The sequence below is a fragment of the Streptomyces sp. NPDC001920 genome, assembly GCF_053594495.1.
Genome location: NZ_JBSFEP010000007.1, coordinates 125226 through 141955, shown reverse-complemented (window position 1 = coordinate 141955; position 16730 = coordinate 125226). Strand labels below are relative to the sequence as shown.

Annotated in this window: 14 protein-coding genes; 6 read left to right on the top strand and 8 right to left on the bottom strand. The window is 70.9% G+C overall.

Going from position 1 to position 16730, the window contains the following annotated elements:
- The first annotated feature begins 28 nt into the window (after nt 1–28).
- On the top strand, nt 29–616 hold the full coding sequence (locus ACWCPI_RS14015) for a Uma2 family endonuclease (RefSeq protein WP_451038342.1): 588 nt from the start codon (nt 29–31) through the stop codon (nt 614–616).
- Between the two features lie 86 nt (nt 617–702).
- On the opposite strand, the gene ACWCPI_RS14010 is transcribed toward ACWCPI_RS14015, so the two are convergent.
- Nucleotides 703–2073, bottom strand: coding sequence for an MFS transporter (locus ACWCPI_RS14010; protein WP_451038341.1), 1371 nt, complete (start codon nt 2071–2073; stop codon nt 703–705).
- 30 nt (nt 2074–2103) lie between these two features.
- On the bottom strand, nt 2104–2541 hold the full coding sequence (locus ACWCPI_RS14005; protein ID WP_451038340.1) for a MarR family winged helix-turn-helix transcriptional regulator: 438 nt from the start codon (nt 2539–2541) through the stop codon (nt 2104–2106).
- Nucleotides 2542–2696: 155 nt separating this feature from the next.
- On the opposite strand from ACWCPI_RS14005, the gene ACWCPI_RS14000 reads away from it, so the two are divergent.
- Nucleotides 2697–2879 carry a ribbon-helix-helix protein, CopG family gene (locus ACWCPI_RS14000; protein WP_062703673.1) on the top strand — a complete coding sequence of 61 codons (183 nt, stop codon included), beginning with the start codon at nt 2697–2699 and terminating at the stop codon, nt 2877–2879.
- Here ACWCPI_RS14000 and ACWCPI_RS13995 read toward each other — a convergent pair.
- A complete protein-coding gene (locus ACWCPI_RS13995) occupies nt 2872–4323 on the bottom strand; it encodes an NCS2 family permease (RefSeq protein WP_451038339.1) in 1452 nt (483 codons plus the stop codon). The two genes, ACWCPI_RS14000 and ACWCPI_RS13995, sit on opposite strands and share 8 nt — an antisense overlap.
- A 116-nt stretch (nt 4324–4439) precedes the next feature.
- Between ACWCPI_RS13995 and ACWCPI_RS13990 the strand changes: the two genes are divergently transcribed.
- Together ACWCPI_RS13990 and ACWCPI_RS13985 are read left to right on the top strand one after the other, a co-directional pair.
- Nucleotides 4440–4736 (top strand): DUF2530 domain-containing protein, encoded by a 297-nt coding sequence (locus ACWCPI_RS13990; RefSeq protein ID WP_388807480.1) that lies wholly within the window; start codon nt 4440–4442, stop codon nt 4734–4736.
- Nucleotides 4737–4859: 123 nt separating this feature from the next.
- A complete protein-coding gene (locus ACWCPI_RS13985) occupies nt 4860–7256 on the top strand; it encodes a cation-translocating P-type ATPase (RefSeq protein WP_451038338.1) in 2397 nt (798 codons plus the stop codon).
- 108 nt (nt 7257–7364) lie between these two features.
- Here the strand turns inward: ACWCPI_RS13985 and ACWCPI_RS13980 are convergent, their stop codons facing one another.
- Entirely contained in the window at nt 7365–8285 is a 921-nt protein-coding gene (locus ACWCPI_RS13980) for a hypothetical protein (protein WP_451038337.1), read from the bottom strand.
- A 238-nt stretch (nt 8286–8523) separates the two neighbouring features.
- The gene (locus ACWCPI_RS13975) at nt 8524–9384 is read right to left on the bottom strand and encodes a calcium-binding protein (RefSeq protein WP_451038336.1); all 861 of its coding nucleotides are present in this window, start codon (nt 9382–9384) and stop codon (nt 8524–8526) included.
- Nucleotides 9385–9562: 178 nt separating this feature from the next.
- Here ACWCPI_RS13975 and ACWCPI_RS13970 point away from each other — a divergent pair, with 178 nt between their 5' ends.
- Nucleotides 9563–9793, top strand: a complete 231-nt coding sequence (locus ACWCPI_RS13970) for a DUF7683 domain-containing protein (RefSeq protein WP_451038335.1) — start codon at nt 9563–9565, stop codon at nt 9791–9793.
- A gap of 32 nt (nt 9794–9825) precedes the next feature.
- Here the strand turns inward: ACWCPI_RS13970 and ACWCPI_RS13965 are convergent, their stop codons facing one another.
- The 3 genes from ACWCPI_RS13965 to ACWCPI_RS13955 all read right to left on the bottom strand — a co-directional run bounded on the left by ACWCPI_RS13965 (nt 9826) and on the right by ACWCPI_RS13955 (nt 14931).
- The gene (locus ACWCPI_RS13965; RefSeq protein ID WP_451038334.1) at nt 9826–12951 is read right to left on the bottom strand and encodes a sacsin N-terminal ATP-binding-like domain-containing protein; all 3126 of its coding nucleotides are present in this window, start codon (nt 12949–12951) and stop codon (nt 9826–9828) included.
- A gap of 107 nt (nt 12952–13058) precedes the next feature.
- Nucleotides 13059–13829, bottom strand: a complete 771-nt coding sequence (locus tag ACWCPI_RS13960; RefSeq protein WP_451038333.1) for a hypothetical protein — start codon at nt 13827–13829, stop codon at nt 13059–13061.
- Between the two features lie 175 nt (nt 13830–14004).
- Nucleotides 14005–14931 (bottom strand): DUF3027 domain-containing protein, encoded by a 927-nt coding sequence (locus ACWCPI_RS13955; protein ID WP_451038332.1) that lies wholly within the window; start codon nt 14929–14931, stop codon nt 14005–14007.
- 301 nt (nt 14932–15232) lie between these two features.
- Here ACWCPI_RS13955 and ACWCPI_RS13950 point away from each other — a divergent pair, with 301 nt between their 5' ends.
- The gene (locus ACWCPI_RS13950) at nt 15233–16660 is read left to right on the top strand and encodes an MFS transporter (RefSeq protein WP_451038331.1); all 1428 of its coding nucleotides are present in this window, start codon (nt 15233–15235) and stop codon (nt 16658–16660) included.
- Nucleotides 16661–16730: the final 70 nt, after the last annotated feature.

Below are 16730 nucleotides of genomic sequence, written 5' to 3'. Positions count from 1 at the left end.
CGAGCGGCGGCCGGGGAGGAGCGCCACGATGACCGTCCTTGACGACAGGATCGAGATGGCCGAGGAGTGCGGCGAGCTGACTCTGGACGTTCTGTTCGAGTGGCTCGAGAAGATGCCCGTCCCCGAGGGAACGAAGGTCGAGATCGTCGGGGGGAACATCTTCATGTCACCGCAGAGGCAGAGCCACTGGGAGATCATCTTCGGCATCGCGAAGCAGATGGACGCCAGGTACTCGCAGAAGCGCTTGGCTTCGGACGTGCGGATCGACTTCCCCGGGCACCTGAACGGCTTCGCCTGCGACCTGGCGGCCATGGCCGAGCGGTCGGTGAAGGACAGCAGGGGCCGCTGGCGCTATCAGGACGTCGAGTTCGTCGCCGAGGTCCTGTCCAAGGACACGGCGGCCAACGACCACGGCCCGAAGAAGGACGCGTACGCCGCCGCCGAAGTGCCCGTGTACCTGATCGTGGACCCGTACGCAGGCGAGTGGCATGTGCACACCCTGCCGCAGGACGGCAAGTACCACAGCCAGGTCAGCTTCCCCTTCGGGGAGGACATCGACCTGAAGTCGACCCCCGTCGGCCTGGTCCTCAAGACCGACGAGTTCCCCCGCGACTGACCCGGCGTCCCTCGCCCCTCCCCTAGGTCGTGTCCGCAAAGTCCCGCCTGCCCTGCGGGCGGACGAAGGGACTTTGCGGACACGACCTAGGCCGCCGACGCCAGCTGCTTCTCCCGAGTCTCCCGCGGCACGAACCGCACCTGCGGATGGCCGCGCTCCCAGCCCAAGGACAGCCGCAGGCCGCCCACGCGGGCCAGCACCAGGGCGATCGTCACGGCCGCGGCGGCGCTGATGGCGCCGCCCACCGCCAGGCCGGCCCGCACGCCGTAGGCGTCCGTGATCCAGCCGGCGATCGGTGCGCCCAGCGGCGCACCGCCCATGAAGACCATCATGTACAGGGCCATCACACGGCCGCGCATGGCCGGGTCCGTGGACATCTGGATGCTGCTGTTGGCGGTGACGTTCACCGTCATGCCGAACATGCCTATGGGCGCCATGAGCAGGGCGAACAGCCACAGGGAAGGCGCGAACGCGGCCACGATCTCCATGGTGCCGAAGGCCACCGCGCCCACGATCAGCACCCGCATCCTGGCCGTACCGCGCCGGGCGGCGAGCAGGGCGCCCGCCAGGGAGCCGACCGCCATCAGCGTGTTGAAGAGGCTGTAGGAGCCGGCGCCCGCGCGGAAGACGTCATCGGCGAAGGCGGACAGGTAGACCGGGAAGTTGAAGCCGAAGGTGGAGACGAAGCCGGCGAGGACGATGGTCCAGATCAGCTCCGGGCGCCCGGCGACATACCGCAGCCCCTCCCGCAGCTGCCCCTTGGCACGCGGGGCGCGCTCGACGACGTGCAGCTCACGTGCGCGCATCAGCAGCAGTCCGGCGACGGGCGCGACGAAGGACAGGCCGTTGGCGAGGAACGCCCAGCCGGTGCCGACGCCGGTGATCATCAGACCCGCGACGGCGGGGCCGATCAGACGGGCGGACTGGAAGTTCGCCGAGTTGAGGCTGACCGCGTTCTGGAGCTGGTCGGGCCCCACCATCTCGGTGACGAAGGACTGGCGGGCCGGGTTGTCGACGACCGTGGCCAGTCCCACGGAGAGGGCGGCCAGGTACACGTGCCAGACCTCGACATGCCCGGTGAGGGTGAGGACGGCGAGCGCGATGCCGGTGGCGGCCATCGACGTCTGCGTGACGAGCAGCGTACGGCGCTTGGGCAGGCGGTCGACGAGGACGCCGCCGTAGAGGCCGAACAGGAGCATCGGCAGGAACTGCAGGGCCGTCGTGATGCCGACGGCGGTGGCGGAGCCGGTGAGGCTGAGCACCAGCCAGTCCTGCGCGATGCGCTGCGTCCAGGTGCCGGTGTTGGAGACGACCTGACCGAGGAAGAACAGCCGGTAGTTGCGAACCTTCAGGGAGGCGAACATCGAGGGCTTACGGGACGAGCGGGTCGTCAGGGCGGACGGGGAGTCGTTGGAGTCTGGTGCGGGGACGGAAGCTGCTCCGGGTCCCGAACTCAAAGGGGTTCGCCTCCTTGCGACGACTGCTGCTTACAGGTGTGCGAGCTTCTCCAGCACGGGGGCGGCGGCGCGCAGTTTCGCCCACTCGTCCTCGTCCAGGCCCTCGACCAGGGCGGCCAGGAAGGCGTTGCGCTTGCGGCGGCTCTCTTCGAGCATCGCCTCGGCCTGCTCGGTCTTCGTGACGACCTTCTGGCGCCGGTCCTCCGGGTGCGGCTCCAGACGGACCAGTCCCTTGGCCTCCAGCAGGGCCACGATGCGGGTCATCGACGGCGGCTGTACGTGCTCCTTGCGGGCCAGCTCACCGGGGGTGGCCTTGCCGCAGAGGGAGAGGGTGCCCAGGACCGACATCTCGGTGGGGCTCAGCGACTCGTCGACCCGCTGGTGCTTGAGCCGGCGCGACAGTCGCATCACGGCGGAGCGCAGGGAGTTCACGGCGGCTACGTCGTCGCCATGGGTAAGGTCCGACATGTTCTTTAGCGTAACTCATTACTCTCGCTAAAGACCAGTCATATCACGCACGGATGCCCGTGACACCCGCCACTGAAGCATCAGATCACTCATATGGGTGATGTGGTTGCGGAATGCGACACACCATGCCGAAGAGTGCCGCGACCCTCGTGTTCATGGGGACCAGCGTGCTCAGCCTGCGCATAGACCATGAGCTGCTCGAACGACTCCGGGAGCATGCGGCGAGAAGGGGAATGAGCGTCCAGGACTATGTCGTCCGGACGCTCATCCGCGATGACTTCGACGAACGGTTCCAGACCGCCGTGGAGGAGACGGAGAAGTTCTACGGGCTTACGTGAGCCCCAGCGCCGGCATCAGGTAGTAGAAGGCGAACACCGCCGCCACGACGTACATGGCGACCGGCACCTCCCGGCCCCGCCCGGCGGCCAGGCGCAGCACCGCGAAGGTGATGAAGCCCATGCCGATGCCGTTGGTGATCGAGTAGGTGAACGGCATCATCACCATCGTCACGAAGGCCGGGACGGCGATCGTGTAGTCGGCCCAGTCGATCTCCTTGACCGAGTTGGCCAGGATCAGGAAGCCGACCGCGAGCAGGGCCGGGGTGGCCGCCTGTGACGGGACCATGGTGGCCACCGGCGTCAGGAACAGCGCCACCCCGAAGAGGGCGCCGGTGACGACGTTCGCGAATCCGGTACGGGCGCCCTCGCCGACGCCGGCCGTGGACTCCACGAACGCGGTGGTGGCCGAGGAGGAGCCGGCACCGCCCGCGGCGACGGCGAGGCCGTCGACGAACAGGACCTTGTTGATGCCCGGCATCTGGCCCTGGGCGTCGGTCAGCTTGGCCTCGTCGCTGACGCCCATGATCGTGCCCATGGCGTCGAAGAAGCAGGACAGCAGGACCGTGAAGACGAAGAGGACGCCGGTCAAAGCGCCGACCTTCTCGAAGCCGCCGAACAGGCTGACCTCACCGATCAGGCCGAAATCGGGGCTCGCGACCGGGTTGCCGGGCCACTTCGGGGCCGTCAGGCCCCAGGACGGCACCGTGGCCACCGCCTCGATGACGACGGCGAGCACGGTCATCGCGACGATCGAGATCAGGATCGCGCCGGGGACCTTGCGCACGATGAGCGCGAGCGTGAGCAGCGCGCCGAGGACGAAGACCAGGACCGGCCAGCCGTTGAGGTGCCCGTCACCGCCGAGCTGGAGCGGGACCGTCGTCCGGGCGGCGTCCGGGATCCGGGAGACGAAGCCGGAGTCGACGAGGCCGATCAGCATGATGAACAGGCCGATACCGATGGAGATGGCCTTGCGCAGGCTGTAGGGCACGGCGTTCATGACGCGCTCGCGCAGACCGGTGGCGACGAGCAGCATGACCACGAAGCCGGCCAGCACGACCATGCCCATGGCGTCCGGCCAGGACATCCGGGGCGCCAGCTGGAGGGCGACGACCGAGTTCACGCCCAGGCCGGCGGCGAGCGCGATGGGGACGTTGCCGATGACGCCCATCAGCAGGGTGGCGAACGCCGCGGTCAGGGCGGTCGCGGTGACCAGCTCGCCGTTGTCCAGCTGATGCCCGTACATGTCCTTCGCGCTGCCGAGGATGATCGGGTTCAGCACGATGATGTAGGCCATCGCGAAGAAGGTGGCGAAGCCGCCGCGGATCTCACGGGGCAGGGTGCTGCCGCGTTCGGAGATCTTGAAGAAGCGGTCGAGGACGCCGTAGGCGGGCCCGGCTCCCGGCTGTTCAGGGGTGGGGGCCTTGGCAGGAGCCGAGGTGGACATGCTTGGTTGTTCCTACGAAGAGAAGCGGTCAGGCACAAACCGTTTCAGTATGAACATATGAAGCCGGGATCGGCCATCTCCGCGCGTAGATTCGGCTTCCTCGTAAGCTGTCCCTCATGGCCCCCTTCTTCTCGGGATCCCCCAAGCACGAGGCACCGGAGCCCCTTGAGGGGCCTGTGGTCGCCACCATCACCGGCGGCACCATCCTCTGGTTCGTCCTCTTCGTCGTCCAGCTGCCCTTCTACGGCTGGTTCGACGACCACGGGCACACCTGGTGGGTGTGGACCTGCCTGGCCGGCGGCGGGCTGGGACTCATCGGCATCTGGTACGTCCGCAAGCGCGACGCGGCCCTCAAGCGGGCGGCGGCGCACGAGGAAGCCGAGAGCGCCGCCAGGGCCCACGCCGCCGACTGAAGCCCGCGGTCGACGAAGGACGTACAACCACGGCACCACATCCGGCCGTTCCCGTCCTCCCCAGGTCGGAACTTGCGCGCACTCGGCGGGTGAAGGCGCACATCCGCACGTACCGTCGAAGGCATGACGCATGCCGACGCGGGCACCGACGTGGACAACGCTGTGCACCCCACCGCCGTCCCGGTGGCGACGGGCGGGCTCACCGCCGCCGAGGTGGCCGAGCGGGTCGCACGCGGCCAGGTCAACGACGTACCGGTGCGCAGCAGCCGGTCGATGACCGACATCGTCCGGGCCAACGTCTTCACCCGGTTCAACGCGATCATCGGCGTCCTCTGGGTGATCATGCTGTTCGTCGCGCCGATCCAGGACAGCCTGTTCGGCTTCGTGATCCTCGCCAACACCGGCATCGGGATCATCCAGGAATGGCGGGCCAAGAAGACCCTCGACTCGCTCGCCGTGATCGGCGAGGCCCGGCCCACGGTGCGGCGGGACGGTGTCGCCGCCGAGGTCGGCACGTCCGAGATCGTGCTGGACGACCTGATAGAGATCGGGCCGGGGGACAAGGCCGTCGTGGACGGCGTGTGCGTGGAGACCGACGGGCTGGAGATCGACGAGTCCCTGCTCACCGGGGAGGCCGATCCGGTCGTCAAACGGCCGGGCGACCAGGTGCTGTCCGGAAGCTTCGTCGTCGCCGGCGGCGGCGCCTTCCGTGCCACCAAGGTCGGCCGCGAAGCCTACGCCGCCCAGCTCGCCGAGGAGGCCTCGCGCTTCACCCTGGTCCACTCCGAGCTGCGCTCCGGCATCTCCGTCATCCTCAAGTACGTGACGTGGATGATGATCCCGGCCGCGACCGGCCTGATCATCACCCAGCTGTTCGTCAAGGACAACGACCTCGACGACTCGATCGCCCGGACCGTCGGCGGCATCGTGCCCATGGTCCCGGAAGGGCTCGTGCTCCTCACCTCCGTCGCCTTCGCCATCGGCGTCATCCGCCTCGGCCGCAAGCAGTGCCTGGTGCAGGAGCTGCCCGCCATCGAGGGCCTGGCCCGCGTCGACACGGTCTGCCTCGACAAGACCGGCACCCTCACCGAGGGGGGCATGGACGTCACCGAACTGCGGCCCCTGAACGGCAGCGACGAGGAGTACGTACGCACGGTCCTCGGCGCCCTCGGCGAGTCCGACCCCCGCCCGAACGCGTCCCTGAAGGCCATCATCGACGCCTACCCGGACGCCGAGGACTGGCGCTGCACCGAGTCCCTGCCCTTCTCCTCCGCCCGCAAGTACAGCGGCGCCAGCTTCAGCGAGGGCAACGGCGAGTCCAGCACCTGGCTGCTGGGCGCCCCCGACGTGCTCCTGGCCGCCGACGACCCCGCCCTGGCCGAGACCGACCGGTTGAACGAGCAGGGCCTGCGGGTGCTGCTGCTCGCCCGCGCCGGCCGCGATCTCGACGACCCCGAGGTCGCCGTGGCTGCCGAGCCGACCGCCCTCGTCGTACTGGAACAGCGGCTGCGGCCGGACGCCGCCGACACCCTGCGTTACTTCGCCGAGCAGAACGTCCACGCGAAGGTGATCTCCGGGGACAACGCGGTCTCTGTGGGCGCGGTGGCGGACAAGCTGGGCCTGACCGGTGCGACCGTCGACGCCCGCGGGCTCCCCCACGACAAGGACGGCATGGCCGCGGCCATCGACGAGGCCACGGTGTTCGGGCGGGTCACCCCGCAGCAGAAGCGGGACATGGTCGGCGCCCTCCAGTCGCACGGCCACACGGTCGCCATGACCGGCGACGGCGTCAACGACGTCCTGGCACTGAAGGACGCCGACATCGGTGTGGCGATGGGATCGGGGTCGGAGGCCACACGCGCGGTCGCGCAGATCGTGCTGCTCAACAACAGCTTCGCGACGCTGCCGTCGGTGGTGGCGGAGGGCCGCAGGGTCATCGGCAACATCACGCGTGTCGCGACGCTGTTCCTGGTGAAGACCGTCTACTCGGTGCTGCTTGCGCTGATGGTGGTGTTCTGGCAGGTGGAGTACCCCTTCCTGCCCCGCCACCTGACCCTGCTGTCCACCCTCACCATCGGCGTCCCGGCCTTCTTCCTGGCCCTCGCGCCCAACAAGGAACGCGCGAAACCGCACTTCGTGCGGCGGGTCATGCGGTACGCGATCCCGGGCGGGGTGGTGGCCGCGGTGGCGACCTTCGCGACATACCTGATCGCCCGGCACTTCTACACGGGTGAGGACACCCTGCCCGCCGAGACCAGCGTCGCCACGCTCACGCTGTTCCTGATCTCGATGTGGGTGCTGGCCATCATCGCTCGCCCGTACACCTGGTGGCGGATCGCCCTGGTGGCGGCGATGGGGCTGGGCTTCCTGCTGGTGCTGGCGGTGCCGTGGCTGCAGGAGTTCTTCGCGCTGCGGCTGGTGGGGGTCACGATGCCGTGGATCGCGGTGGGGATCTCGGCGGTGGCGGCGGTCACCCTGGAGTTCGTGTGGAGGTGGGTGGACCGCCGCTTCCCGGCGTAGGGCGCGCGTCGACCGCCGGGGTCACGGCTCGACGCCTGTACGAGGAAACGCGCCGCCGGCCCCGGAAACCGGAGGCCGACGGCGCGTCGAGCGGCGTACCGCTGGTCCTTACCGCACGTCGACGAAGTCACCCGTGGCGTTGACCGCCGGGGTGGTCGTGGTGCCCGCGAAGGAGTAGCGGAAGTAGCCGTCGGCCGACGCGGTGACCGTCGTCTTCAGCTCACCGGTCGCGTTGGTGTTGATGGTCTTCACCGTGCTGTAGGTGTCGCTGCCCTTCTTGCGGAACTGCAGCTTCACCGGCTGGTTCGTGTAGCCGTGGTACTTGTTGTCCTCCCAGTTGGCCCGGGAGAGCTTGCCGGTGACCGTGATGGTCTTGCCCTTCGCCACCGGCTCCGGCGAGGCGTTGACCGTCAGCTTGGAGTAGCGCTGGACGAGGGTGGTGGCGAGACCGCCCTGGTCCTTGTAGCCGACCTTGGTGATGTCGAAGGTCTCGCCGTCCGGGTTCTGGCCGTTGAAGGCGATCGCCATCGCACCGGCCTTCCAGCTGCCGGCGTCGGAGTTGATGAGCTCGCTCTGGGCCGGGTAGAAGTCGATCGTGCCGGCGCAGTTGGCCGTGGTCGACGACGTGGGCGTGCACTTCGCGTACTTGTTGCCGAAGAGCATGTTGTCCGGCGAGTCGAAGGCCCCCTTGTAGAGGAAGGGGTCGACGTGGAAGTCACCGGCGGTGACGTCGACGTCCGCGCCGTGGGTCATCGTGAACGTCGCCTTGGTGGAGACGGGGTTGGTCGTCCCGACCTTGACCGCCTTGGTGATCTTGAAGTTGGAGAAGGAGACGTTCAGGGCGTACGGCTGGCCCTCTTCGGGGGCGCGGGTGCTGAGCGCGCTCTTCCCGGACGCGGCCTGCGCGGCCTCACGGATCTTCGCGATGTCCGCACGGCTCGCGGCGTCGTCGGCCTGCGCGGCCGGCACGGCGAAGGCGGACAGGGCCAGGGCGCCGGAGACGGCGGCCACGGTGGCTCGTATGCGCATGCGTTCTCCACGTGGAGAAGGGGCCCCGTTGGTCGCTGCGCACCGCGTTCCGGCGGTCGCACCGGGGCCCGAGTGATCGTTGGAGTCTGTTGACTCAGAAGATCAGATGGGCGGTCGGCGTGGCCGGTTGTGCCGCGGATGTGGATGTTGCGCAAGTGTTATGAAGTTCGTTTGCCAGAGCGCGAGTTGCCCGGCCCCGGATGACTCCGGGACCGGGCGGCCGGGGTACGGCGAGGTCCTACTGGACGTCGACGAAGTCACCCGTGGCGTTGACCGCCGGGGTGGTCGTGGTGCCCGCGAAGGAGTAGCGGAAGTAGCCGTCGACCGACGCGGTGACCGTCGTCTTCAGGTTGCCCGTCGAGTTCGAGGTGATGGTCTTCACCGTGCTGTAGGTGTCGCTGCCCTTCTGGCGGAACTGCAGCTTCACCGGCTGGTTGGTGTAGCCGTGGTACTGGTTGTCGTCCCAGTTGGCACGGGAGAGCTTGCCGGTGACCGTGATGGTCTTGCCCTTGGCCACCGGCTCCGGCGAGGCGTTGACGGTCAGCTTGGAGGCGCGCTGGACCTTGGCCGTCTTGTAGGCCTCACGGATCACGTAGTCGCCGTCGTTGCCGGCCGCGGCGGCCCACACCTTCCAGGTGCCGGCCAGGATGTTGCTGTAGATGTTCTCGTTCGGGTCGGCGACCAGCGTGACCTTGCAGGTGGCGGTGGTCGCGCTGGAGTTGGTGCAGGTACCGATCTGCTCCTCGTCCAGGCTCTCCGGCGCGATCGCGCCGTCGGCGTTCTCGGTGTCCGGACCGTGCCACAGCATGGCGAAGGCGTCGTAGATGCCCTCCGGGTCCGTGGCCGTCACGGAGACGGTGAAGACCTTCTTCAGCGTGGTGCCGACGACGATGTTCTTGCCCCCGTTGACGGTGACCGCCGTGATCTTGGTGTCACCCTCGACCTCGTCGACCGGAGCGGCGGCGAACGGCGTGGCCTTCGACAGCGACGGAACGTTCGAGGCGAGGTCGGGACGGCTGTCGGCCTGCGCGGCCGGAACAGCGAGGGCGGACAGGGCCAGAGCGCCGGTGACGGCGGCGACAGAGGCACGAATGCGCATGTGTTGTCCCCACGTTGGGTCGGGGCCCGCTGGGTCAGCATGGGCCCGAGTGATCAGTGAGTCAGCTGACTCAGGTGATCAGATCCGCGACACATGCGAATGGTTGTACTCGTATGGAAAAGAATGTGCGAGAACCGCGAAGATCACTGCGTCCAGGAAAGCGATCCGGAGGCAACCCATGACATTCCTCGTCACCCGCTACGCCAAGACCGAGGACACGCCGGACGCGGAGATCGACGTCTCCTCGGCAGGTGCCGAGGCGTTCGCGCGCCTGCTGGGGATCCCCGTGTCCCGGCTGGCCGACGTGTACCCGCTGAAGCCCGAACACGCGGCCGGGCTGTACGAGTTGACCGGCTTGGACCTCGACCTGGACCGGTTCGACTACTTCCTGGAGGTGGCGGCGGACTGAACGGCCGACCCGGTCCCGCAAGGCGGCCGCCCTCAGTCGAACCACCGGTCCCGCGCCAACTCCCCCGTCCGCGACGGATCCTCCAGCAGCGCCGCCACCTCGAAGCGCCGGGGCCACTGGCCCGCCGCCCAGGCGAGGCCGGCGGCGACGCCCTCCAGGGTGGACGCGTGCAGGACGCCGTCGTCGGTGAGCCGCCAGTCGATCTCCACGCCGTCGACGACGAGTTCCTCGTGCTCGACGTACGCCTCGGGCGTCCGCGGCCCGAGCAGCACCCGTACCGGCTCCGGTACGTCGTGCTCGGTGCCCTCGCTCGTCACCTCCGCGGTGACCGACTCGCTCAGCCGCCGCACCTGGAACAGCTCGGCCAGCTCGGCGGCCCGGGACGGCCGTACCGGAAGCAGCGGCACACCCTCGGTGAACGGCAGCAGGTCCGGCGAGTCGACGACCACCGCGTCCGCCGCGTCCACGACCTCCACGCGCCCGTCGACCACCGCCCGCAGCTCGTCCGGCAGGGTCACCTGCTCGGGGTCCAGCTCGGCCAGGGCGCCGTACAGGGCGTGCAGTTGCGCGGAGGTGACGGGCCGGTCCGGGTCGGCGAGACGGTCGAGCAGCTCGGCGGCGCCGCCCGGCTCGTCGAGCAGCGCGGCGACGGAGGTGCGTACGCCGAGCGCCCGCAGCACCTGTTCGTCGTCGAAGCCGGTCGCGTCGACCTCCTCGTACAGCCCCCGCAGCAGCGGGTCCCCGCCGGAGGCGAGCAGACCGGCGGGCCGGCGGCCGTCCAGCACCGGGTGCCCCCGCAGCCACCAGGCCGTGTACGGCCGTACGACCTCGTGCGTGCCGTCCGGCAGCAGGATCCGCACCTGCTGTGTGAGCGCGTCCCGCAGGGGCGGCTGGGCGAGCAGGGCGAGGGCCTGCGGCCACTTGTCGTCGTCGACGAGGTCGAGATCGCGTACGGCGACCAGCTCGGTGGCCACCGGCGGTACGGGGGTGTCCGGGAAGCGGTCGAGGACGTCCTCGCTCCACACGTCGACCGCGTCCAGCAGGCCCGCGTCGTCCGGTTCGGCGAAGTCCCCGTCACGCGGCTCCAGTTCGTCCGGGTCGAGCACGACGTCCGTGGCCCGCACGAGGGCGAAGTCGGCGAGCACCCCGCAGGCCGCGAGCGGCCCCTGCCCCCACCTCTCGGCCAGCTCGGCGTCCACGGTGGCCAGTTCACCCTCCCGCATGACCTGGTGGAAAGGGCTGCCGGGGAAGACCAGCTCGCCGGCCGGGGCCGGTTCCCCCTCCTCGTCCGGGAGCGCGAGGGCACCGAGCCACGGCTCGTCACCGGGCTCCAGGCCCGCGTCCCGCACCAGCGCCAGTACGGTGTCCGCCAGTTCCTCGGCGTCCAGGGAGTCCTCCTCCCAGCTCACGCCCCCGTCGTCGTCCAGGGAGGCGGCGACGGCGGCCCGTACCTGGGGCGTGGTGAGGACCGCGCGGGGCGTGGCGGGCAGGGCGCCGAGCTTCTCCAGGAGCGGATGGGCGGCGTCCTCGTGGGCGACCTTGAGACCGAGCCGGGCGAGCACCTCCGGGTCGATGCGGGCGGCGTCCGCCGTGGGGAGCAGGACCTGCCGGGGCCCGATGGTGGTGCGCCCGTCGGCGAGCGGCACGGGCAGCCCGGACAGCCGGTCCGGGTCGACCCCGGCGAGGCTGTCGTACAGCCGCCGCCACCAGCCGGGGTCCTTCTCCAGACCGGCGAGGCGGTCGACGGCGTCGGTGAGCGGGACCCGGGCGACGCCCAGGGTCCGCAGCTCCACGCGCCGTTCGAGCCCGGCGGGCAGCAGCGTGGGCAGTACCTCGGCCAGCACCCGCACCGTGTCGGCACCGGCGCCCTCGACGACCTCGGCGTCCCGGGGCCGCAGGGACTCGGGCAGCTCCGAGTCGTCGTGCTCCTGCGGGGGCACGGCGGGCGGCAGGAAGGACGTGCGGGGCAGCCGCTCCAGGATGGCCTGCCGCAGGGCCCCGTCCAGCTCGCCCTTGCCGAGCGGGCCGGGCACGAGCCCGATGATCCCCTCGCTCACCGGACGCCAGTCGGCGAGCAGTTCGGCGTACGCGTCCGCCGCGCGCTGCACGAGGAAGTCGGTCAGCGGGCCGGGGGCGGCGTGCCGGCGGGTGGTGTCGAGGGGGAAGGAGGCGATGAGGAGGGCGGGGACACCGAGGGGTTCGTCGCTCGGGGTGGGCGCGTGGACGACGGGGGCGGTGCGGGGCGGCGCGGGGGTGCTGTCGGTTGCGTCGACGGGCACGGCCCAGGTGAGCGACCAGTGGGGACGCAGCCGCTCCTCGACCGGGCGGTCGGCGAGCAGTTCGGGGGTGAGGGGGCCGTGCGCCGCGGACGTACGCCAGTGGGTGACGCCGCCCCGGGAGTCCTCGACGACCGTGAAGGGACCGTCGACGCTCCGGCGCAGCGTGCGCGGCTCGTCGTCGCCGGTCTCGACCACGACCTCCTCCAGGCCGGGCAGGGCGAGGAGCAGCGCGTCGTCGACGGCGTGCAGCAGCCGCTCCGCGAGGTCGGCGGCCGGGGTGTCCCGCAGCGGCAGGATGACGGCGGTGTCGTACGGGTCGGGGGCGGTGCCCTCGGCGGCGAACGGCAGCCGGAGCAGGGGCACATGCCCGTCCCGCCGCCGTACCTCGTCCCCGAGCCCCGGGCTGTGCCGTGCGATGTCCCGGGCCAGTTCCCGGGCCTCGGCGAGGGACCACCGCACACCCCCGTGCCGCCCGACGACGGCGGGCTCGTCGGTGACGGAGAGAACGGCGGCGAACCCGACACCGAAGCGCCCCACGGAGGCCGTGTCCCGCTTGGCCGAGGCGCGCAGGGTGGACAGCGACTCGACACCGGCCGCGTCGAGCGGGGCACCGGTGTTGGCGGCGACCAGCACCCCTTCCCGCAGGGTGAGTCGGAGCCGCCCGGGCACTCCCGCTCTGGCGGCGGCGTCCGCGGCGTTCTGAGCGAGCTCCACGACGAGCCGGTCCCGGTACCCGCCGAGGACGAGGTCCTCCTCGGCGTTCGCGTCCTCGCGGAAACGGGCGGGGCTGGTGGCCCAGGCGTCCATGACTCCGCGGCGCAGACGAGCCGTACCGAAGGGGTCGGCGCCTTCGGCCGCGGGCCGCACGAACTTGCTCACGTTGACTCTCCTCATCGGCGTGACGATGAAGGTACCGCCTGGGCAGTGCGGGTGCAGATCAGAGGTGAGTCAGGGCATGCGGCACGGTCGGCGAGGCGGCCGGGGGGTCATGCCCCGAGGGAGCCGGTTCCGGCGGGCGCGTGCGGGCAACGCCAGATGCAGTAGCCGCAGGGGGGCGGCTCAGCGGGCGCTGCGGGATCACCGCCCGAGAGCGGCTCGGGGTCCGGCGGTGCGCCGCCGCTTTCAGGACGCCGTCCGTCACGCTGCGCCGGGAGCAGGCCGAGCATGTCCTCCTCGGCGCGGCGTGCCGCGAGGTCGTACCGCTTCGTCGCCCGCTTGCGCAGCCGGTGTGCCGCCCAGGGCTTCGGCTGGATCACCTGCCGCTCCAGATAGTCCTTCGCGGCCAGGTGGAAGTGTCCGTCGACGCTACGGAGCGACGCCTCGAACCGTTCCAGCTCCAGCCGCACATCAGCCAGTTCCCGGTCCCGCGAACCCGGTTCGGCCGAGGTGGAGCGGGCCAGCTCGTCGAGCTTCTCACCCACGGTACGAACCTGATTCCGGTAGTGGCGGACAGCTCGGTCGAAGTGCTCCACGTCGAAGCGGTACTCGTCGACCAGCACCTCACCGACGCGCGCCTCCTCGAACCACTGGTCCCGCGCTGCCGCCGTGCGCTCCGGAGGCAGTCCACGCCGAAGCCGCTCCAGCGCCTGCTCGCAGTCCTTCCGCGCGGCGGCGGCCACTCCCCGGATCGAGCCGCAGCGCCGGCTCATGCTCATCAACGGTCCGCCGATGTGGGGGCGGTCCGTGCCACGGGACGCGTACCCGACCCATACGGCGCCCGCGGCGGTGATCAGAGCCGCGAGAACCTCGACCTGCATGGTCCCCCCTCCACGCAGCCAACCCGTAGCCGACCCGGCCCATCGTAGGCGGATCATCACCCCCGGGGCAGAGGGCGGCCGCCGCCGTCGAGATCGTCTCCCGCACGGACGGCGAGCGGGTCACCGAGACGCGCGACCACCCGCCACCCGCTGAGGGGCAGGAGAACGCCTGACCCTACGAGTGCCCCAGCTCCGCCGAGTCGTCGTCCGAAGTCACCGGCACCGATCCCGAGTCCGGCGCCGGGCGCAGCGGGAACGGGTCCACCCGGGTCTCGTCGATCACCGGCGGAGCCGGACGGGGCGGCTTGGGCATCACCGCGGCCTCGGAGTGGCCGCCGCAGCCGTACGTCAGCGACACCACGCGGCCGTCGGCCGGGGAGAACTCGTTGGCGCAGACGCCGAAGGCCTGGCCCAGCGAACCGCCGATCGGCGCCAGGAAGCCGCAGGTGACGCAGGAGGCGGGGGCCGCCTGGGCCATGGGCGTCTTCGCGCCGAACGCCTCCTCCCAGCGGTCCGCGGCGGTGTGCAGGCCGTAGCGGGACAGGACGCGGGCGCGGCGCATGCCCAGTTCCTCCGCCACCGCGGCGATCGAGCCACGCGAGGGCGCGACGGCGAGCTTGGCGGGAACGCCACCCGCGACCTCCGCGTCCTCCGCCTCCACCAGCTCCGCCATCTCCTCGGAGACGGCCGTGTTCGGCGCGGGCTCGTCCTCGCCGGACCAGCCGGGCTCCAGGCGCAGGTCCTCGGCGTCCGTGGGCAGCAGATCGCCCGGACCCATGTCGCCGGGACGCAGGCGCTCGCTCCACGGCACCCACTCGGGGGCGAGAAGGGCGTCCGGGCCGGGGAGCAGGACGACCTCGTCCAGGGTCACGACCTTCGCCCGCGACGCCCGGGCCACGGTCACCGCCCAGCGCCAGCCGCGGTACCCGAGTTCCTTGCACTCGAAGAAGTGCGTGACAACGCGGTCGCCCTCGGAGACCAGGCCCGCGTGCTCGCCCACCACGCCGGGCGCGGCGGCCTCCTCGGCTGCGCTGCGCGCGAGGTCGACCGCCTCGGCGCACAGACGGTCGGGGGTGCGGCTTCGCGTTGTCGCTGCGCTCACAGGTATCGCTTCTCTCCTACGCCGTCACTCGGGTGCGGTCCTCAAGGGCAACGGGACGGACGGAGCGGACCTGTGGGCCGCGTCGACGTCCGCGTCCGAAACGCGCTCGGGCGCACCTACGTCATCCATTGTGCGGGATGGCTGAGATACGCACGCTACCTGTTCGCGAGCGCTGGGCCTACACCGACGGCCCTTTCACCGCTGCGCGGCGGTGGCAAAACCGGTCCGGCGCCATGGGTCACTGCCCTCCATACGCGCCGTAACCGCACTAGCCTCCCCCATCTCGGGGCACTATTGCGTCGTGGCAACCGCGAGGCCGCCCCGAGGAGCCACCGGTGTCGGTGGGGACAAGGGAGGCCGCAGTCGAGGTGGCGGAACGGGCCGGATGCGCGGCTCCCTCCGCGCGGTGGGCCGTGCCCTGCACTTCCCCGTCACCGGCACCGCCCGCGGCATCCGCAAGGCCACCCACGCGCAGGGCGCCGGCGAGTCCGGCCTCGGAAAGCTGATCGAACTGCACGCGGTCAACGGCGCCGGGGACATGATGATCACCGTCGCCCTCGCCTCCACCGTCTTCTTCTCCGTCCCCACCGACGAGGCCCGTGGCCGGGTCGCGCTCTACCTCGGCATCACCATGGCGCCGTTCACGCTTCTCGCGCCGGTGATCGGCCCTCTCCTCGACCGCCTTCCGCACGGCCGCCGCGCCGCGATGGCCGGCGCCATGCTCGCCCGGGCGCTGCTCGCCCTGGTCCTGTCCAGCGCCGTCGTCAGCGGCGATCTCCAGTTGTATCCGGCCGCCCTCGGGGTGCTGGTCGCCTCGAAGGCGTACGGGGTCGTCAGAAGCGCCGTCGTGCCCCGTCTGCTGCCACCGCGGTTCTCCCTGGTGAAGGCGAACTCCCGGGTCACCCTGGGCGGCCTCCTCGCCACCGGCGTGGCGGCGCCGGTCGGGGCCGGGCTGCAGGCCATCGGGCCGCGCTGGCCGCTGTACGGCGCCTTCGTCATCTTCATCGCCGGTACGTTCCTGTCCTTCTCGCTGCCGCGGAAGGTCGACTCGGCCAAGGGCGAGGACACCGCGCTGCTGGCGGCCGACGAGCAGCATCTGCACGGGCCGCACCGCAAACCCGTCAAGCGCCCGGGACTGCGCACGGTCGGCATCGCCGTCACCCACGCCCTCACGGCCAACGCGGCCATCCGCTGCCAGTCCGGCTTCCTGATCTTCTTCCTCGCGTTCCTGTTGCGCGAGCATCCGATGTCCGGGCAGAGCGCCGCGGTGTCGCTGGGGATCGTGGCCGTCGCGGCCGGGGCCGGGAACGCGCTCGGTACGGCCGTCGGGGCATGGCTCAGATCCCGGGCGCCGGAGATCATCATCGTGTCCGTCCTGGGCCTGGTGGTGGGCGTGGCGCTCACGGCCGCGGCGTTTTTCAGCACGGTCCTGGTGGCGTGCCTGGCGGGGGTCGCCGGGTTCGCCCAGGCGCTGGCCAAACTGTCGCTGGACGCGCTGATCCAGCGGGACGTGCCCGAGCTGGTGCGCACCTCGGCGTTCGCCCGCTCGGAGACACTGCTCCAGATGTCCTGGGTGCTCGGCGGCGCGATCGGCATCGTGCTGCCGCTGCGGGGCTCCCTCGGACTGCTGGTCGGAGCGGCGATCGTCGCCATCGGCTGGCTGACCACCGTCAAGGGCCTGATCGGCTCGGCACGGCACGGCGGGCACGCGCGGCCACGGGTGGCCTGAGGGCGGCCGGGACCGGCGGCACGCCGCCCCCACGTGGAGAGAGCGCCACGCCCGCCCGATAGCCTTCGCC

Coding starts and splice junctions, on each gene's coding strand:
- ACWCPI_RS13990 (WP_388807480.1), top strand. CDS start 4,440: ATGGCCCCCTTCTTCTCGGGATCCCCCAAGCACGAGGCACCGGAGCCC.
- ACWCPI_RS13975 (WP_451038336.1), bottom strand. CDS start 9,384: ATGCGCATTCGTGCCTCTGTCGCCGCCGTCACCGGCGCTCTGGCCCTG.
- ACWCPI_RS13995 (WP_451038339.1), bottom strand. CDS start 4,323: ATGTCCACCTCGGCTCCTGCCAAGGCCCCCACCCCTGAACAGCCGGGA.
- ACWCPI_RS13980 (WP_451038337.1), bottom strand. CDS start 8,285: ATGCGCATACGAGCCACCGTGGCCGCCGTCTCCGGCGCCCTGGCCCTG.
- ACWCPI_RS14000 (WP_062703673.1), top strand. CDS start 2,697: ATGGGGACCAGCGTGCTCAGCCTGCGCATAGACCATGAGCTGCTCGAA.
- ACWCPI_RS13985 (WP_451038338.1), top strand. CDS start 4,860: ATGACGCATGCCGACGCGGGCACCGACGTGGACAACGCTGTGCACCCC.
- ACWCPI_RS13970 (WP_451038335.1), top strand. CDS start 9,563: ATGACATTCCTCGTCACCCGCTACGCCAAGACCGAGGACACGCCGGAC.
- ACWCPI_RS13960 (WP_451038333.1), bottom strand. CDS start 13,829: ATGCAGGTCGAGGTTCTCGCGGCTCTGATCACCGCCGCGGGCGCCGTA.
- ACWCPI_RS14015 (WP_451038342.1), top strand. CDS start 29: ATGACCGTCCTTGACGACAGGATCGAGATGGCCGAGGAGTGCGGCGAG.
- ACWCPI_RS14005 (WP_451038340.1), bottom strand. CDS start 2,541: ATGTCGGACCTTACCCATGGCGACGACGTAGCCGCCGTGAACTCCCTG.